The organism is Stenotrophomonas sp. (genome assembly GCF_032099025.1).
Taxonomy (GTDB): Bacteria; Pseudomonadota; Gammaproteobacteria; order Xanthomonadales; family Xanthomonadaceae; genus Stenotrophomonas.
This window is the reverse complement of sequence record NZ_DAMCID010000034.1, coordinates 1-17,811: the sequence shown is the minus strand read 5'-3', so window position 1 is coordinate 17,811 and position 17,811 is coordinate 1. Positions and strand designations below refer to the sequence as shown.

The following is a 17,811-nucleotide window of genomic DNA, read 5'->3' as shown; positions in this document are numbered from 1 at the left end:
TTCCGGCTCAGCTGATCGTGCCGACCAGCTTCAACCGCTTGTCCTCAGGCACCTCGCTGTAGGCAAGTACCGACAGCGAGGGGACGCTGTGCCGTACCAGCCGTGCCAGCGCGGCACGTACCGGACCGGGCACCAACACCACCGCGGGCTCGTTCTTGGCTTCCTGCTTGCCGACACATTCGGCCAGGCTCTGGTGCAGTCGCTCGGCGAGTCCGGGTTCCAGCGCTGCGCCGTTGCCCTGAGTAGACTCTTGCAAGACACGTTCCAATTGCGGGTTGAGCGTGAACACCGGCAGCTCCGGCGACATTCCGGCGATCTCCTGCACGATGAAACGGCCCAGCGCATTGCGCACGGCGGCGGTCAGCACGCCCGGGTCCTGGCTCATCGGGGCGTTCTCGACCAGCGACTCGGCGATCTTGCGCAGCTGGCGCACCGGGATGCGTTCGATCAGCAGGTTCTGCAGCACCCGTACCACCACCGACAGCGGCAGCGCCTTCGGGGTGAGGTCTTCGACCAGCTTCGGCGCGCTCTTGGCCAGGTTGGCCAGCAGCTGCTGCACTTCCTCGTGGCCAAGCAGTTCCGGGGCGTGTTCGCGGATCAGGTGCGACAGGTGGGTGGCCACCACGGTGGCCGGGTCGACCACGGTGTAGCCCATCGATTCGGCGTGGGCGCGCTGGTGCGGCTGGATCCAGGTGGCGTCCAGGCCGAAGGCGGGGTCCTTGCCGGCGATGCCTTCCAGCGCGCCAAGCGCGCTGCCCGGGTCCAGCGCCAGTTCGCGGTCGGGGTGGATCTCGGCGGTGGCCACCGGCACGCCATGGATCAGCAGGCGATAGGCGGTGGCGGCAAGTTCCAGGTTGTCGCGGATGTGCACCGACGGAATCAGGAAGCCGATGTCATGGGTGAGCTTGCGGCGCACGCCCTTGATGCGCGCCATCAACTCACCGCCCTGGTTCTTGTCCACCAGCGGGATCAGCCGGTAACCGACCTCCAGGCCCAGCGGATCGACCGGGCGCAGTTCGTCCCAGGTCAGCTCGGCGGTGGGCGAGGGGGCGCCACCGGGCAGGCCCAGGGCGGTGGTCGGCCCGGCGGCCGGGGCCTCGGCGGCACGCTGTGCGGCCACGCTCTTCTTCCACAGCTTCCAGGCGATGAAGGCCAGGATGCCGCCAAGCGTCAAGAAGGCGACGTTGGGCATGCCCGGCACCAGGCCGACCAGGATCAGGATGCCGGCAGCAATGGACAGCGCGCGGTACTGGCCGAACACCTGGCCCATCATGGCCTGGGCCATGTCCTGCGACCGCGAGGCGCGGGTGACCAGCATGGCCACCGCCGACGACACCAGCAGCGCGGGCAGCTGCGCCACCAGGCCGTCACCAATGGACAGCAGGGTGTAGGTGGCAGCGGCTTCGCCGAACGGCATGCCGTGCTGGAGCACGCCCACGGCCAGGCCGCCGATCATGTTGATGAACAGAATGAGGATGCCGGCGATGGCATCGCCGCGGATGAACTTGCTGGCACCGTCCATCGCGCCGTAGAAGTCGGCTTCCTCGCGGACCTCCTCACGGCGCAGCTTGGCCTCCTCACGCGTCAGCAAACCGGCGTTGAGGTCGGCGTCGATGGCCATCTGCTTGCCGGGCATGGCGTCGAGGATGAAGCGCGCGGTCACTTCGGACACGCGGCCGGCGCCCTTGGTGATGACCACGAAATTGATGATGGTCAGGATGGCGAAGACCACGATGCCGACGGCGTAGTTGCCGCCGATCACGAACTCGCCGAACGCGGCGATCACCTTGCCGGCCGCCTCGTGGCCATTCTGGCCGTTGAGGAGGATCACGCGGGTGGAGGCCACGTTCAGCGCCAGCCGCAGCATGGTGGTGATCAGCAGCACGATGGGGAAGATGGTGAAGTCCAGCGGGCGCTTCACGTAGACCACCGCCAGCAGCACCATCAGCGAGATGGCGATGTTGAAGGTGAACAAGGCATCGAGCACCGGCGCGGCCAGCGGCACCACCACCATCGCCAGCAGGGCCAGCACGATCAGCGGGGCGCCCAGGCCGTTGCGGATCATGTCCAGGGCGCGGCGGGTGTTCATTCCAGCGGGCTGGGCGCTCATGGGCGGCCTCCCTTGCCGTGTTCATCCACGTCGATGCTGGGGGCAGCGGGCATCGGCCCACCCCGCCAGGTGCGCAGCTGGTAGACGTAGGACAGGACCTGGGCAACGGCCGAATACAGTCTCACGGGAATTTCCTTTCCAAGTTGACCTTCCCGATACAAGGCGCGTGCCAAAGGCGGCGCCGAGACGATGGCGACCTTGTTGCCGTCGGCCACTTCACGGATGCGCAGGGCGGTTTCGTCCACGCCCAGGGCCACCACGGTGGGGGCGCCCATCTTGCCGCCGTCGTACTTCAGGGCCACGGCGTAGTGGGTCGGGTTGACCACGACCACGTCGGCGGTGGGCACCGCCTCCATCATCCGGCGGTTGGACATCTGCTGCTGCAGCTGGCGGATGCGGCCCTTCACCTCGGGGCTGCCCTCGCTTTCCTTCATTTCCCGGCGCAGCTCCTCGCGGGTCATCTTCAGCTTGCGCATCCAGTTCCAGCGCTGGTACGGCGCGTCGATGGCGGCCAGCAGCATCATGGCGCCGCCGGTGGCCAGCATCAGCTTCAGGGTGAAGCCCAGGCCGTTGACCATGGCGGCCTCCAGCGGCTGGTGGATCAGGTCGCGCAGCGGCCGGATGCCGTGCCAGACCACCAGCCCGGCGGCGGCGCCGACAAACAGGATGCGCAGCAGCGACTTGGTGAATTCGGCAATGGCTTCGGCGCCGTAGAGGCGCTTCATGCCGGCCATGGGGCTGAGGCGGTTGAACTGGGGCATCAGCGACTTGTTGGACCAGCGCAGCCCGCCCATGGCCACCGGCGCCAGGAAACTGGCCAGCAGGCAGATCAGCAGCAGCGGCCACAGGGCCAGCATCAGCTGCAGGAACAGGTGCCCGAAGTGGTTGAACAACCCCAGCGGTTCAGCACGCAGGCCCGGCTCCGGGCTCAGTGCCATCTTCATCCACGCCTTGCTGCTGCTGGCGATCCCGCCGGAAAACGCCATCAGCGCCAGCACCGACGCCCCGAACACGGCGGCCGTGGCCAGCTCACGCGAGCGCGGGATGTTGCCCTGTTCACGGGCATCGCGCAGGCGTTTTTCGGTAGGTTGTTCGGTTTTTTCGCCGGCTTGTTCTTCGTCGGACATCGGGGCAGGGCACCGGGGGGATTACCTGGGGTGGTGCAAGAACTGTTCCATGACGGCAGGCCTTGCCGGGGCGGAAGCGCGCGCAGCCACGCAGGGCGTGGCTCTACACGGACACGTAGTGCCACGCCCTGCGTGGCAACCGCGCGCAGCGCGGCACAAGTGCCCGAAGCCCATCCAATGCCGGTCCCGACCATGCAACCGGCGTTTAGACCCACCGAAGCCACCCGTCAGGCGTTCATGACCCCGGAACGAAGTGCAGCCACGCAGGGCGTGGCTCTACACAGACACGTAGTGCCACGCCCTGCGTGGCAACCGCGCGCAGCGCGGCGGTCGCGTGCGTCAATCCAGGAAATGGCCGCCTTCGATGGCCTTGAACGGCTCGGCCACCACCACCCGGGGACGCGGATGGTCATGCAGCTGCATGAACCGCTGCGGATCAACCGGGTGGCCGAGCAGATAGCCCTGCAGGTAGTCGCAGCCAAGCCGCTCCAGATACGAGCGCTGGCTGGCGGTTTCCACGCCTTCGGCGACGATGTCCATGTCCAGCGCATGGCCCAGGGCGACGATGGCCGACACGATCACCACGTCTTCCGAACTGTTTTCAAGATCGTGCACGAAGGCGTGGTCGATCTTGATCTCCGTGGCGGGCAGGCGCTTGAGGTAGAGCAGGCTCGAATAGCCGGTGCCGAAGTCGTCGATCGAAATGCCCACGCCCAGCCGGGCCAGCGATTGCAGCAGGTGCAGGCTGGCGTCGGTGTCGCGCATGACCGTGCTTTCCGTGATCTCCAGCACCAGCCGGCGCGGCTCGATGCGGTGCGCCTGCAGTACGTCGCGCACTTCCTGGAGCAGGTGCGGGGAGCCGAACTGGATCGGTGAGAGGTTCACCGAGACGGTCCAGCTGTCGTGGCCCGCGTCGTGCCAGAGGCGCAGCTGGCGGCAGGCTTCGTCCAGCGCCCAGCGCCCGATTTCGTTGATGACGCCGCTGCGTTCGGCCAGGCGGATGAAACGGTCCGGTGGTATCAGCCCCTGTTCGGGGTGACGCCAGCGGATCAGGGCCTCGGCGCCACAGACCTTGTGGCTGCTGACGCGGACTTTCGGCTGGTAGTGCAGGAACAGTTGCGGGGTGCCGATGGCGCGGCGCAGGTCGGCCAGGAGCCTGAACTGCTGCTCGGCGCTGTCGTTCATCCACTCGGCGAACACGACAAACGCGTTGCGGCCCGCTTCCTTGGCCTGGTACATCGCCGCGTCCGCGTTGCTCATCAGCTGGCGCTCGGTGGCGGCGTGGTCGGGACAGATCGCAATGCCGATGCTGGCGGTGACCTGCAACTCGTGGCCCGGCACCAAGGTGCCGGTGCCCACCGCCTGCAGGATGCGGCTGGCCAAGGTGGCCAGGTCCTCATCCGTCTCCATGGGCACCACCATCACGAACTCGTCGCCGCCCAGCCGCGCCAGGACGTCGTTCGGCCGCAGCAGCTTGCGGGTGCGCTCGGCCACGGCGACCAGCAGCGCGTCGCCGGTCTGGTGGCCATAGGCGTCATTGACCTGCTTGAAGCCGTCCAGGTCCATGAACATCAGCGCGAAGCGGCCGCCGCGCTGCTCGGCATCGACCAGTGCGTGCTCGATATGCTGTTGCAGCAGCAGGCGGTTGGGCAGGTGGGTCAACGGATCGTGCAGCGCGGCCTGGCTCAGTTCCGCATAGGCGTCTTCCAGCGAACTGCGCAGGCGCTGGTTGCGCAGGCGCAGCAGCTGCGCCTGCATGCGTTGGTCGAGCCAGGACACCAGCAGCACCACCGCAAGGATGGCGATGGTGAGCACCATGACGATGGCGGCCAGCCATTGGGTCTGCAGGCCGGTGCCGGCGGCGGCGCCACAGATGCTGCCCTCCGGGAAGCGCGCGGCGGCCATGCCGGTGTAGTGCATGCCGACGATGGCGGTGCCGAGGACGGCGGCGGGAAGCACACGGTGGCGCAGGCGATGGCCACTGTGCCGGAGGCGGAAGGCGACGAACAGTGCCACCCACGACGCGGCCAGGGCGATCAGGAGCGACAGCGTGAACCAGCCGGGGTGGTAGTCGATACCCGGCTGCATGCGCATGGCCGCCATGCCGAGGTAATGCATCGCCGCGATGCCGCTGCCCATGAGCAGGGCGCCAAGCGCCAGCCGTGAGTGCGGGAGGGTGGGGCGCGACACCAGCCACAGCGCGAACACCGACGAGGCCATGGCCGACAGCAGTGACACCGTGGTCCAGCCCAGGTCGTAGCCCAATGGGATGGGAAGCCGAAAGGCCAGCATGCCGATGAAGTGCATGGACCAGATGCCCAGCCCCATGGCGCAGCCGCCGCCGAGCAGCCAGAACAGGCTCAGCCGCGGCGTGGCCGCGGTGGTGACTCGATTGGCCATGTCGAGCGCCGTGAATGACGCAAGCATGGCGACCAGCAGCGAAACCACGACCAACCACGGTGTGTAGCTGCCGATGAGCATCAATGACTCTCCCTGGTCAGATCTGCAATCGAAAGATATGGGTGGCGATGCTTTCGAATTCCGCATCGCTACAGGCAGTGGCCCCCCGCTGCCTGCGCAAATCTACGCCCATTCCCCTGGGGGAACGCAAGGCCCAATTGGCCAAAATTCCGTAGGCAAATTCCGCGACGTGACAATGCGGTGGCGTACTGCCTAGTGGGTCACACCGTCGGCGGCCTGGAACGCGGCGTCGAACATCCGCTGTACCGGCGGACCCATCTCGCCGGCCAGTACGGTGAGCAGGAACATGCCGAGCAGCAGTGCGACCGGCAGCCCGAGCTGGATGGGATTGAGCGCGGGTGCGGCGCGGGCGAGCACGCCGAAGGCAAGATTCACCGCGAGCATGGCGACGGTCAGCGGCAGCGCCAGGGTGAGCGCACCGCGGAAGACCTGCAGCACGAAGGTTGGCGCGGCACTGAGAAATGCATCGATGTCGGGCAACGAAGCGCCGATGGGCACGGCCTTGTAGCTGTCCATCAGCAACGAGATCAGCGCGAGGTGGCCGTTGGCGGTGAAGAACAGCAGGCCGAACAACAGGTAGAACCACTGGCCGATCACACCGGAGGTGCCGCCACGCATCGGGTCGCTCATCTGCGCGAACGCAAGGCCGGTGCCCTGCGAAACCAGTTCGCCCGCCATCGCGCCTGCTTCGAAGACGAGCCGCAGCAGGAAGCCGATGGAAATGCCGATCGCCAGCTCACGCGCGATGCTCAGCACGGTGGCCGCGTCGAAGCCGGTCCAGGCCGGCACCGGCGGCAGCATCGGCGAGAGCGCGATGGCCAGCGCGCCCGACAGCATGACCCGCACGCGCGCGGGTACGGCACGGCTGCCGACCAACGGCATCGCCATGATCATGGCGCCGATGCGCAGCATGGTCCACAGCACGGTGCCGATCATGCCGAAGGCGTTGAGCCCGTCGGCGGCCATCTGGGTTGCGGAATCCATCGCGGCCGTCCGCTAACCGATCAGGTGTGGAATGCGCTGGAACAGCAGCGTGGTGTACTCGACCAGATGGCCGATCAACAGGCTGCCCAGTGCGAACAGGACGGCGGTCAATGCCGCCGCCTTGGCAACGAATGCGATGGTGGGTTCGTTGAGCTGGGTGGCGGCCTGGACCACGCCGACGACCACGCCGACAATCAGCACGGTCAGCAGCAGCGGGCCGGCGATCCAGAGCACGGTGATCAGGCCACCGCGCAGTTCAGTGAGGGCAAGTTCGGGGGTCATGTGCGCCTCAGACCGCGTTGAAGCTGGCGGCAAGCGTGCCGACCACCAGCACCCAGCCGTCGACCAGCACGAACAGCAGGATCTTGAACGGCGCGGAGACCAGCATGGGCGAGAGCATCATCATGCCCATCGACATCAGCACGCTGGCCACGACCAGGTCGATGATCACGAATGGAATGAAGATGAGGAAGCCGATCTCGAAGGCGGTCTTCAGTTCGCTGGTGACGAACGAGGCGACCAGCACCGGGAACGGAATCGCATCGGGGCTGGCATAGGTGCCGTGCCCGGCCATGCCGGCGAAGGTCATGAGGTCGGTTTCGCGGATCTGCGCCAGCATGAAGGCGCGCAACGGTTCGGTGGTGAGGGTCCAGGCGGTCTGGAAGTCGATCTCGCCGTTGAGGTAGGGCGCCATGCCGCTGCCCCACGCCTTCTGCCACACCGGCAGCATCACCATGGCGGTGAGGAACAGGGCCAGGCCGAGCAACACCTGGTTGGACGGGGTCTGCCCGGTGCCCAGCGCCTGGCGCAGCAGGCCGAGCACGATGATGATGCGGGTGAACGCGGTGAGCACCAGCAGCATCGACGGGATCAGCGTGATCGCGGTCATCAGCAGCAGGGTCTGCAGCGGCAGGCTCACCGCCTGGCCGCCGATCTTGCCGACATTCACGTCCGGCAGCGGGGTGCCACCGGGCAGGCCGGGTGCGGCCATGGCCAGCGCCGGCAGGGCGCACAGCAGCAGGGTCAGCAGCAACGGCAGGTAACGGGTCCAGGATGCTCGGGGGCCACGCATGATCAGGGTTCCTTGCGCAGCCGCTGTTGCAGCAGCTGGGCGAAATTCGGCAGGTTCTTGAAGTCCGGCAGGCGTGCCGGTTCCGGGGTGGGCAGCGGTTCGGACAGGCGGTGCAGGGTGTTGATGCCGCCGGCGGTGACACCCAGCAGCAGCTGTTCGCCGTTGACGTCGACCACGACCACGCGTTCCTTGGCGCCCACGTTGAGGCTGGCCACCATGCGCAGGCCTTCGGCGGGTTTGAAGCCGCTGCCGGGCATGCGCTTGAGCACCCAGCCCAGGCCGACGATCAAGGCCAGCACGGCCAGCAGGGCCAGCACCGCGCCGAACATGCTCGGTGCGGCGGCGGCGTGCTGGCCCACCTTGGTGGCGGGCGCGCCGGCAGCGATGAGCGCCAGGGCGATCAACGCAGTCTCCGGATCCGTTCGCTCGGGCTGACCACGTCGGTCAGGCGCACGCCGAAGCGATCGTTGATGACCACCACTTCGCCGTGGGCGATGAGGGTGCCGTTGACGAACACATCCAGCGATTCACCGGCGCCACGTTCCAGCTCGACGACCGAGCCCTGGTTGAGCTGCAGCAGGTTGCGGATGGGCAGGCGGGCGCGACCGACTTCCAGCGACAGGGTCACCGGCACGTCCAGGATGACGTCCAGGTTCAGATCGGCACCGCCGCTGGTGTCATCGGAATGCAGCGTGGTGAACTGCGCCGGTGCCGGTTCGTTGGTTTCGATGTCGTTCATTGCGGGTCTTCCTGGATTACGGGAACACGCGGGCGGCTGCCCGGCGGATGGGTGGCGGTGATCTTGACGGCGTTCATGCCGTTGGCGACGCCGAACTGGCCGGTGAACACGGGAATGTTCTCGACGCACAGGGGCACCTGCGGCGGCAGGTCGATGGGCAGGATGTCGCCGATCTTGAGTTTGGTCAGGTCGCGCAGGCTCATGCGCTTGGTGGCCAGGACGCTGGACAGGGTGACTTCGGCGATATTCAGCTGCTCGCGCAGCATGGTGCCCCAGCTTTCATCGCGGTCGTTGCGGTCGCTCTGGATGCCGGCGTCGAGCAGTTCGCGGATCGGTTCGAGCATGGAGTACGGCAGGGTGACGTGGATGTCGCCGCCACCGCCATCGAGTTCAACATGCAGGCGGCACACGACGACGTATTCGCGCGGGGTCACGATGTTGGCAAAGTGCGGGTTGATCTCGGAGTTGATGTACTCGAGTTCGACATCCATGACCGGTGCCCAGGCTTCGCGCAGGTCGGCGAAGGTCTGCTTGAGCAGAAGGTGGATGACGCGCATTTCGGTGGCGGTGAACTCGCGGCCTTCGATGCGGGTCGGGTAGCGCCCGTCGCCGCCGAAGAAGTTGTCGACGATGGCGAACACGAGGGTGGGTTCGAACACGATCAGGCCGGTACCGCGCAGGGGCTTGAAGCGGATCAGGTTGAGGTTGGTGGGGACGTACAGGGAGTGCATGTAGTCGTTGAACTTGATCAACTCGATGCCGCGCACGGACAATTCGGCGGAGCGGCGGATCAGGTTGAACAGGCCAATGCGCCACAGACGGGCGAAGCGCTCGTTGACCATCTCCAGGGTCGGCATGCGGCCGCGGATGATCCGGTCCTGGCTGGCGAAGTCGTAGTTGCGCGCCTCGCCGGGGGCGATGGCGTCGACGTCGGTTTCGACGGCGCCGGAATCGACGCCATGCAGCAGGGCATCGATCTCGTCCTGGGAAAGCAGGTCATTCATGGCAGGCCCTTACTGGGTGACGAAGCTGGTGAACAGCAGTTCGTCGACGCCCTTGCTGCCGGTCTCGGCCTTGAGCAGTTTCTGCACTTCGGCCAGGGAGTCGGCCTGCAGGCGTTCTTTGCCGGCGCGATCGGCGATCTGGGCCGGTTCGACCTGGGAGAACAGCATGAGCAGCTTGGCGCGGATGGCCGGGGCGTGCAGTTTGATGGCTTCGAGTGCGGCAGGGTCGCGGGTCATGAGCTGCACTTCGACCTGGAGGTAGCGCGGGCCGTCGAAGCTGCTGCTGAGGTTGACGACGAACGGGGGTTCGAGGCCGAAGTACTGGGCGGGGGCGGGCACGGCGGACTTGGCGGCGGCGGGCTTGGCCGGGGACTTCTCGTCGTGGGACTGGGTGAAGTACCAGACGCCGCCACCGGCAGCGCCGGCGGCCAGCACGGCGATGAGCGCCGTGACGAGGAGCGGGCTGCGCGGCTTGGCGGCCTTGTCCTTGTCGGCGGATTTCTTGGTTTTATCGGCGGCTGCGGCCACGAGGGGAAGCTCCATTGGATTGCTACCTGGCTACATGCAAACGGCGTGCCGAACTGCGACGGTTCTTCGTTGCCGGAAATTTGACGGCGGAGGCGGCGGGATTCGACAGTCCGTGGGGTGCCGGGCGTGGCCCGGCAGCGGCATGCATTTCGGCGAACAGCCTTTGGCTGATGCATGCCCTGAGCTGGGCCGCCCGGTGCGGGTTCGCGGGACACGCCGTGAATACGTCCGTGTAGGCTCGTAGAAAACATCCATGTTTTCTACGGTCCCGCAAACCCGCCCCGGCCGACCCTCCGACGTGAGCCGGGGGCCATGGGAAACGCGGATTTGCCGACTGCGGGGTGGCTTCACGATGTGCCGGCATCGCCGGCACATCGGCTTTTCCCGTGGCAACGACACACTGTCAAAGGCGGGTCGGGGCGGGTTTGCGGGGGTGTAGAAAACATGGATGTTTTCTACAAGCCCCCATGGGTGAAGGCGCACTGCTTGCGAGGCACCGCCTCGCGTGCGACTGAACGCGCAACCGCTGGCGGTTGGGCCGGGGCCCGGAGGGCGGTTTACGGCGTCCCCCGCAAACCCGCACCGTCCCGCCAAACCAGAAGATCGCTGCGCAACGGCTGTTCGCCTGAATGCATGAAGCAGCTGGCCAACGGCCAGCTGCCCTGGAGACCTTCGCAAGGATCAGGCGTACGCGTCGACCAGGCCGCGCTGGCGCATCAGCTGTGATGGGGAGACGGTGGTCTCGACCAATCCCACGTCGCCGTCGCCGTTGCCGTGGCCCGCTTGGCCGCCGCCGGCCTTGCCGTCCTGCGCGGTGTGCTGATGGCCGACATCGGCGTTGCCTAGCTGGAAGCCCTGGTCGTTGAGCATTTCACGCAGGCGCGGGATGCTGGATTCGAGGGCGTGGCGGACGTCGGCGTGGGCGCTGCTGAAGCTGGCGTGGACCTTGTCGCCGTCCATCTGCAGGCGGACTTCGATCTGGCCCAGGTCGTGCGGGGTGACCTTGATGACGGCATGGCCGATCTTCTGGTCGGCGAGCCAGCCGACGCGGGCGCTCATGGCGTCGTCGAAGTCGTCGCCGCCCACATGCGGGGTGGCGGTGGGGTCGCCACTGAACGGCACGGAGGCGGCGCCGGTCTTGAGTTCGGCGGCGGCGTGCAGGGCGTGCAGGAACGGGGTGGTGGGAGCGTCAGGGTCGGTGGCGGCGATGGCGTCGGCCAGGGCCTTGGGCAGCGCGGTGTCGTCGCTGACCTCGGCGTCGAGCGGCAGCGCGATCGCGCCGGTGGCTGCGGCGCTGCTGGTGGCACCGGCCGGCGCGGCGGCGCCCGCGAGGGCGGGTGCCGCGGGTGCGGTGGCAGGGGTGGCGGGCAGGGTGGTCAGCAGGGGATCGGCCTTGGCCAGGGCGGTGGCGTCGGCGTTGGCAGCGGGGGCGGCGGCCACGGTGACGGCGTCGAGACCGGTCAGGGCGAGGCCGGCCATGCCCAGCGGGGGCCATGGGGCGGCGTCGGCGTCGTCGGCAGGCTCGGACGCGGCCGGTGTGTCGGTGGCTGCGGCGGTCTGCGCGGTGGACGGTTCGGTGGCGTCGCTGGCGTCTGCGGCATCCTTGGCGCCGGGGCGCTTGGGCGCATCGCCGGGCGCCGTGTTGCTGGTGTCGGCGCTGCCGGGCTTGCTGGACTTCGCCTTGGCGGGGGCGTCCTTGCTGGCGGAGTCGCCTTTCAGCAGGGCGTCAAAGTCCCGGCGGTCGCTGCCGGCCGCGCTGTCGGGCCGGGCGCTGCTGCCGGTGCTGGTCGAGGCGCTGGCGGACGCGGAGGCGCCAAGCAGGGTGGGGGGCATCACGGCGTCTCTCCGCTGTCGGTGTCGGGGTGCTGCGCCTGGCGGCTGCGGCGGGCGCCCAGGTCGTCCATCTCGCGCTGGTCGCGGCGGTCCACGAGGACCTTCTCCTGTGCCCGGTAGCTGGCGGCCAGCTGTTCGAGCACGGCCTTGTCGCGGCTGGCCAGGATCAGGCGGGCACGTTCGGCCTCGACCTTCTCGCGGTTGCTGTCCACGGTCTGGCTCTGCTGGGCCACGGCGGTGTCCAGGCGGTCGAGGAAGGCGCGGCGGTTGAGCAGCTGCGCCGGGCTGGTGGCCGCCATCTGTGCGTTGGCGTACTCCTCGGCGTAACGGCGCAGTTCTTCCAGCCGCGACAGGTGGGTGTCGAGCGTGCGCTGGCGTTCGGCCAGGTCGCGGGCCACTTCGTCTTCGTGGTCCTGGGCCCGCTTGAGCAGGGGATCGATGCGCTTGGACTGGATCATGGCTTAGTTCTCTCTCTCGACCAGTTGCTTCAGTGCCGCCTGGCTGTGCGGCAGGTCGGCGGCCTTGCCCACGTCCTGGCCAAGGAATTCGACGATGTCCGACCAGCGTTCCAGCGCTTCATCGGTGGCCGGGTCGTTGCCGCGCTGGTAGGCGCCGATGGCGATCAGGTCGCGGTTGCTGGAGTACGCAGACACCAGACGCTTGAGTTTGCGGATGCGCAGGCGCCACGGTTCGTCGGCGATTTCGGTGACCACGCGGCTCACCGACGATTCGACGTCGATGGCGGGATACAGGCCGCTGTCGGCGACGCGGCGCGAGAGCAGGATGTGGCCGTCCAGAATGGCGCGGGCGGCGTCGGCGATCGGATCCTGCGGATCGTCGCCTTCGGTCAGCACGGTGTAGAAGGCGGTGATCGAGCCGCGGCCCTTGGCGCCGTTGCCGGCGCGTTCGACCAGCGCGGGCAGCTTGGCGAACACGGACGGCGGATAACCGCGGGTGGTCGGCGGTTCGCCTACCGACAGGCCGATTTCGCGCTGGGCCTGGGCGAAACGGGTCAGCGAATCCATCAGCAGCAGCACGTTCAGGCCCTGGTCGCGGAACCATTCGGCGATGGCGGTGGCGCGGTAGGCGCCATGCAGGCGTGCCAGCGGCGGGCGATCGGCGGGACTGGCCACCACCACGGCGCGGCGCAGGCCTTCCTCGCCCAGGGTGCTCTCGACGAAGTCGCGCACTTCGCGGCCACGCTCGCCGATCAGGCCGACCACGATCACGTCGGCGGCGGTGTAGCGGGTCATCATGCCGAGCAGGGTGGACTTGCCGACGCCGGAGCCGGCGAACAGGCCCACGCGCTGGCCGCGGCCGATCGGCAGCAGGGCGTTGATGGCGCGCACGCCGACGTCCAGCGGCTGGGTGATGGGCTCGCGTGCCAGCGGGTTGATCGACACGCCGGCCATGCTGACGGTGCCTTCGGCGCGGATCGGGCCCTTGCCGTCGAGCGGCACGCCGTCGCTGTCGATGACGCGACCCAGCAGGCCCTCGCCGACTTCCACGCCGCCGCGGCCCAGCGACGGCACCACGCGCGCGTTGGGCAGCAGGCCATGCAGTTCGGCGCTGGGCATCAGGTAGGTACGTTCACCGGCGAAGCCGACCACTTCGGCATCGACCCAGCCGCCGTCGGCCACTTCGACCTTGCAGCTGGCGCCCATGGGCGATTCGCAGCCGACCGCTTCCAGGGTCAGGCCGACCGCGCGGCGCAGCACGCCTTCGCGGATCAGGCCACGGCCGTGTGCGCCGTCCGGCTGGATGCCGTCCAGGCGCGCGGCCAGGCGCAGGTTGCGGGCGGCCGACCAGTCGGCGGCGGGCGGGGGCAGGGGGTCGGTAGTCATGCGCTGGCTCCGGACTTCCGCAGCACCGCATCCAGCGCGCCGCGCAGGCGCGCCTCGAGGGTGCCGTCGAGGCGGACGGCCTCGGCGTGTACGCGCAGGTCGCCCCGGCTCAGGCTGAGGTCCGGGGTGAGGCGCTGGGTGGGCGACAGCTGCAGCAGCGGGGCGAGTGCGGCGATGTCGTCGGGGTGCAGGCGCACTTCCACTTCGCGGTTGGCACCGCCCACGGCATCCACCGCTTCGCCGACCAGCTGCGCGAGCAGGGCCGGGTCGGCCTGGTAGGCACGGCCGACCAGGGTGCCGGCGATGCGCACGGCCAGTTCGCCCAGTGCGGCGACCACTTCATTCTCCAGGCGTACCAGCGGCCGGCTGAAGTTGTCCAGGATGCCTTCGATCTGTGCGATCAGGCGACGCACCTCGGCCTGGCCCTGGGCCTGGCCGTCGGCATGACCCTGCTCGAAGCCGTCCTTTTCCGCCGCGTCCTGGATCGCCTGGATCTCCTCTAGGGTAGGCAGCTGCAGCAGCGGTTCGGGATCGTGTTCGACACCCTCATCGATGGGGTCGTAGCTGTCGTCCTGCGGGAGTGCAGGTTCGGCCAGCAGGTCCGGGGCAAGCCAGCGCACGGCAGTGTTCACAGCATCGCCTCCGCGTTGCCGCCAATGGTGACGGTACCCTCATCGGCCATGCGCTTGACGATGGCCAGGATTTCGCGCTGCGCCACTTCCACGTCGGACAGGCGCACCGGACCGCGTGCCTCCATGTCTTCGAGCAGGATTTCGGCGGCGCGCTGGGACATGTTGCGGGTGATCTTGTCGCGCACCTTGATGTCGGCGCCGCGCAGGGCCAGGCCCAGGCGTTCGCCGCTCACTTCGCGCAGCACCAGCTGCAGTTCGCGGTCTTCCAGGTCGATCAGGTCGTCGAACACGAACATCTTTTCCTGGATGCGTGCGCTCAGCGGTGCATCGATGCGCGAGATCTCACCCAGGATGGCCTGGTCCTGGCCGCTGTCCATGAAGTTGAGGATGTTGGCCGCGCACTGCACGCCGCCGATGTTGGACGACTTGAGGTTCTGGTTGCCGGCGAACTGGCGCTCCATGATCTCGTTGAGCTCGTTCAATGCGTTGGGCGGAATGCCGTCCAGCGTGGCGATGCGCAGCAGCACGTCAACGCGGGTGCGTTCGGGCAGCAGCTTCAGCGCGTCGGCGGCCTGGTCGGTTTCCAGGTGGGCCATCACGATGGCGATGATCTGCGGATGCTCGTTGCGGACCAGGTCGGCCACCGCACGCGGGTCCATCCACTTCAGCGCATCCAGGCCGGTGGTGTTGCGGCCCAGCAGGATGCGGTCGATCAGGTTGCCGGCCTTCTCACTGCCCAGCGCCTGCACCAGCATGTTGCGGATGTAGTCGTCCGAGCCGACGCCCAGCGAGGTCTTGGACCCCAGTTCCGTGTTGAACTGGTCCATGACGCCCTCTACCTGGGCGCGGGTGATGTCGCTCATGGTGGCCATGGCGATACCGATTTTCTGCACTTCCTTGGGCTCCATGTGGCGCAGCACATCGGCCGCCTCCACTTCGCCGAGGGAGAGCAGCAGCACGGCGGCGCGCTGCACGCCGTTGAGGGGGGCGACGTCAGTCATTGGCCACCCAGCCCTTGACGACCTGCGCCACACGCTTCGAATCGGTCTTTACAGCTTCACGCGCCATGCGCAGTCGTTCCTCGTAGGAGTCCACCGGCAGGGCCAATGGCTCATGCCCGGAAAGGTTCACACGGTCCGAGCCAAGCGCGGGCAGGCCGTCGCCGTCGTCCACCAGCTGCACGTCGGCGCTGTGCGGTTCCAGGCTGTCGTTGGCGGACGGCTTCTTTGCCTGCCCGGTGATCGAGCGCAGCGCCGGGCGCAGCACGCCGAACACCAGGGCGAGCACCACGATGGCGCCCAGCAGCAGCCGAAGCCCGTCCTGCACCTGCGGCAGTTCCCACCACTTGGGCCCTTCAACCGGGGTGACTTCACGCACGAACGGGGCGTTCATCACCGACACGGTGTCGCCGCGTTCGGCATCGAAGCCCACGGCCTGCTTGACCAGCGCTTCGACGCGGGTGAGCTCGGCGGCCGACAGGGGCTGTTCCACGGTCTTGCCGTTGGCGCCGGGGCGCGGCACGTTGTCCATCAGCACCGCCACCGAAACGCGCTTGATGCGACCGGCCGGCTGGCGGGTGTGCTGCAGGGTGCGGTCCAGCTCGAAGTTGCGGGTGGCGTTGCGCGAGGTCTCGGTCGGCGTGGCGGCGGTGGCCGGTGCGGCCGCCGGGCCTGGCGGGGTGTTGCTGGCCGCACCCGGAACACCCTGCGGGCCGGGGGTGCTGGTGCTGTTCTCGCTGGTCTGTTCGCTGCGCAGCTTCTGCGGCTCGCCGTTGTACAGCTCGCGGGCTTCTTCGATCACCGAGAAGTCCATGTCCACGCTGACTTCCGGATTGACCCGGCCCGGGCCGGTCATCGGCTCGAGCAGCTCACGGATGCGCTGGTTGAACGAGGTTTCCTGGCGGCGCACCTGGTCGAACTGAGCGGCGTTCAAGGCCGCTTCGCTGTTCGGGTCGGACACGCTGAGCATGCGCCCGCTCTGGTCGACCACGGTGACGCGCTCGGGCGCGAGGTCGGGAATGCTGGCAGCCACCATGTGCACGATGGCATCGATCTGGCCGCGCTCAAGCTGCTGGCCGCCGCGCAGTTCCAGCACCACCGAGGCGCTGGCCACGTCGCGCTGGCGGGTGAAGGCGCTGGGCTTGGGAATGGCCAGGTGCACGCGCGAATCACGCACCGGTCGCAGGGTGTTGATGGTGCGCGACAGCTCGGTTTCCAGCGAATGCTGGTAGCGCGCATTCTCCATGAACTGGCTGACGCCGAAGCCCGGGTCGCGTTCCATCAGCTCGAAGCCGAGGCGGCCGCTGTCGGTCAGGCCGGAGCCGGCCAGTTTCAGGCGGGCGTCGTGCAGGTTCTTTTCCGGCACGGTGATGCCGCCGGTGGCCGGGTCCAGTTCGAACGGAATCTGCGCGGCGCGCAGCAGGTCCGTCGCCTCGGCGGTGGCCTTCTGGTCCAGGCCGGTGTACAGCGGCACCATCCCCGGCTTCTGCGACCAGAAGAACACGAACAGGCCTGCCGCAACGGCCACGGCGATCATCGCCATCAGGCCGAGCCGACGGGTGATCTGCAGGCTTTGCAGCCGGTCGAACCACTGGCCCGCCTTTTCGGCGTTCAGGGATTCCTTGGTGAGCGACAGGGCCATGCGTTTCTATCCTTACAGCGGCATGTTCATCACGTCCTGATAAGCCTGGACGAGACGGTTGCGGACTTCCACGGTGGCGCGGAAGGCGATCTGGGACTGCTGCGAGGCGACCATGACCTTGGCCAGGTCGGCGCCGGGTTCACCCAGCTCGAAGGCGCGGGCGAGGGCGCCGGATTTCTGCTGGGCCTCGTTCACGCCGGCGATCGCGCCGCGCAGGGTCTCGGTGAAGCTCGGGCCATGGACGTTCTGCGGCGACACCAGGCCTTGCAGGGCATTGGTCTGCGGCGTTTCGGCCAACGGACTGATCGGCTGCCCGACCTGGGTCTGGTAGGAGCGGATCTGGGAAAGGATCGAGGTGACGGAGTGGGACATCTGGAACATTCCGGCGGTTGGGGGTTTCGAGTGAACACGTTGCAAGTGCCGTGCCGAAACCGCTGAGTGGTTCAGCGATGTCGTGATGGCGGGGCGCGCAGGGCCGAAGTGCAACCGGTTACAGGGCCCGGGCGACGGAATGCGGCTGCGAGGGGCGACGCAGGGCTGGCGCCGGAAGCCCGGCGTCGGGAAACCGTCGCGCACAAAAAGGGGACGGAGGAGGTTAAGCCACAGCGGAAAAAGGGGACGGAGGAGGTTAGGCCACAGCGGCTGCCGGTGGGTCGAGTGCGGGGCCGCCATACCCTTGCCTGCGAATGTCCCCCGGCGTCGGCCTTCGGCCGCCCCCTCCTCCTTTACTTCGCCACAAGGGCATGCCGGCCCCGCACTCGCCCCACCGGCGTTGGCACCGTGACATCCGCTTTTCCCTGCGAACCGCAAGCCGAGC

17 protein-coding genes are annotated in these 17,811 nt (G+C 67.9%); all 17 read right to left on the bottom strand.

Annotated features, from left to right (window positions below; translation table 11 throughout):
* Window positions 1–7: 7 nt before the first annotated feature.
* Window positions 8–2,089: a flagellar biosynthesis protein FlhA gene (flhA, locus tag RT456_RS17510; protein ID WP_313348503.1), complete on the bottom strand. Its 2,082-nt coding sequence runs from the start codon at window positions 2,087–2,089 to the stop codon at window positions 8–10.
* Between the two features lie 17 nt (window positions 2,090–2,106).
* Window positions 2,107–3,237 (bottom strand): flagellar biosynthesis protein FlhB, encoded by a 1,131-nt coding sequence (gene flhB, locus RT456_RS17505; RefSeq protein ID WP_313348470.1) that lies wholly within the window; start codon window positions 3,235–3,237, stop codon window positions 2,107–2,109.
* Window positions 3,238–3,576: 339 nt separating this feature from the next.
* On the bottom strand, window positions 3,577–5,718 hold the full coding sequence (locus tag RT456_RS17500) for an EAL domain-containing protein (RefSeq protein ID WP_313348468.1): 2,142 nt from the start codon (window positions 5,716–5,718) through the stop codon (window positions 3,577–3,579).
* 192 nt (window positions 5,719–5,910) lie between these two features.
* Entirely contained in the window at window positions 5,911–6,702 is a 792-nt protein-coding gene (gene fliR, locus RT456_RS17495; RefSeq protein WP_313348467.1) for a flagellar biosynthetic protein FliR, read from the bottom strand.
* A 12-nt stretch (window positions 6,703–6,714) separates the two neighbouring features.
* Window positions 6,715–6,984 carry a flagellar biosynthetic protein FliQ gene (locus tag RT456_RS17490; protein ID WP_313348465.1) on the bottom strand — a complete coding sequence of 90 codons (270 nt, stop codon included), beginning with the start codon at window positions 6,982–6,984 and terminating at the stop codon, window positions 6,715–6,717.
* 7 nt (window positions 6,985–6,991) lie between these two features.
* Window positions 6,992–7,774 carry a flagellar type III secretion system pore protein FliP gene (fliP, locus tag RT456_RS17485; RefSeq protein WP_313348464.1) on the bottom strand — a complete coding sequence of 261 codons (783 nt, stop codon included), beginning with the start codon at window positions 7,772–7,774 and terminating at the stop codon, window positions 6,992–6,994.
* Between the two features lie 2 nt (window positions 7,775–7,776).
* A complete protein-coding gene (fliO, locus tag RT456_RS17480; RefSeq protein WP_313348462.1) occupies window positions 7,777–8,178 on the bottom strand; it encodes a flagellar biosynthetic protein FliO in 402 nt (133 codons plus the stop codon).
* Window positions 8,175–8,513, bottom strand: a complete 339-nt coding sequence (fliN, locus tag RT456_RS17475; RefSeq protein ID WP_313348460.1) for a flagellar motor switch protein FliN — start codon at window positions 8,511–8,513, stop codon at window positions 8,175–8,177. Before fliN ends, fliO begins: the two co-directional genes overlap by 4 nt.
* Entirely contained in the window at window positions 8,510–9,517 is a 1,008-nt protein-coding gene (gene fliM, locus RT456_RS17470) for a flagellar motor switch protein FliM (protein WP_313348458.1), read from the bottom strand. Before fliM ends, fliN begins: the two co-directional genes overlap by 4 nt.
* Before the next feature lie 9 nt (window positions 9,518–9,526).
* A complete protein-coding gene (locus RT456_RS17465) occupies window positions 9,527–10,060 on the bottom strand; it encodes a flagellar basal body-associated FliL family protein (RefSeq protein ID WP_313348456.1) in 534 nt (177 codons plus the stop codon).
* A gap of 666 nt (window positions 10,061–10,726) precedes the next feature.
* Window positions 10,727–11,878 carry a flagellar hook-length control protein FliK gene (locus RT456_RS17460; protein WP_313348502.1) on the bottom strand — a complete coding sequence of 384 codons (1,152 nt, stop codon included), beginning with the start codon at window positions 11,876–11,878 and terminating at the stop codon, window positions 10,727–10,729.
* Window positions 11,878–12,336, bottom strand: a complete 459-nt coding sequence (gene fliJ, locus RT456_RS17455; protein ID WP_313348454.1) for a flagellar export protein FliJ — start codon at window positions 12,334–12,336, stop codon at window positions 11,878–11,880. The genes RT456_RS17460 and fliJ overlap by 1 nt, the downstream gene beginning before the upstream one ends.
* A gap of 3 nt (window positions 12,337–12,339) precedes the next feature.
* A complete protein-coding gene (locus tag RT456_RS17450) occupies window positions 12,340–13,722 on the bottom strand; it encodes a FliI/YscN family ATPase (protein ID WP_313348452.1) in 1,383 nt (460 codons plus the stop codon).
* Window positions 13,719–14,354: a FliH/SctL family protein gene (locus RT456_RS17445; protein ID WP_313348451.1), complete on the bottom strand. Its 636-nt coding sequence runs from the start codon at window positions 14,352–14,354 to the stop codon at window positions 13,719–13,721. The genes RT456_RS17450 and RT456_RS17445 overlap by 4 nt, the downstream gene beginning before the upstream one ends.
* Window positions 14,351–15,355: a flagellar motor switch protein FliG gene (gene fliG, locus RT456_RS17440; protein WP_313348450.1), complete on the bottom strand. Its 1,005-nt coding sequence runs from the start codon at window positions 15,353–15,355 to the stop codon at window positions 14,351–14,353. Before fliG ends, RT456_RS17445 begins: the two co-directional genes overlap by 4 nt.
* On the bottom strand, window positions 15,348–16,994 hold the full coding sequence (gene fliF / locus RT456_RS17435) for a flagellar basal-body MS-ring/collar protein FliF (protein ID WP_313348449.1): 1,647 nt from the start codon (window positions 16,992–16,994) through the stop codon (window positions 15,348–15,350). The genes fliG and fliF overlap by 8 nt, the downstream gene beginning before the upstream one ends.
* A 12-nt stretch (window positions 16,995–17,006) precedes the next feature.
* Window positions 17,007–17,366: a flagellar hook-basal body complex protein FliE gene (gene fliE / locus RT456_RS17430; protein ID WP_313348447.1), complete on the bottom strand. Its 360-nt coding sequence runs from the start codon at window positions 17,364–17,366 to the stop codon at window positions 17,007–17,009.
* Window positions 17,367–17,811 lie beyond the last annotated feature (445 nt).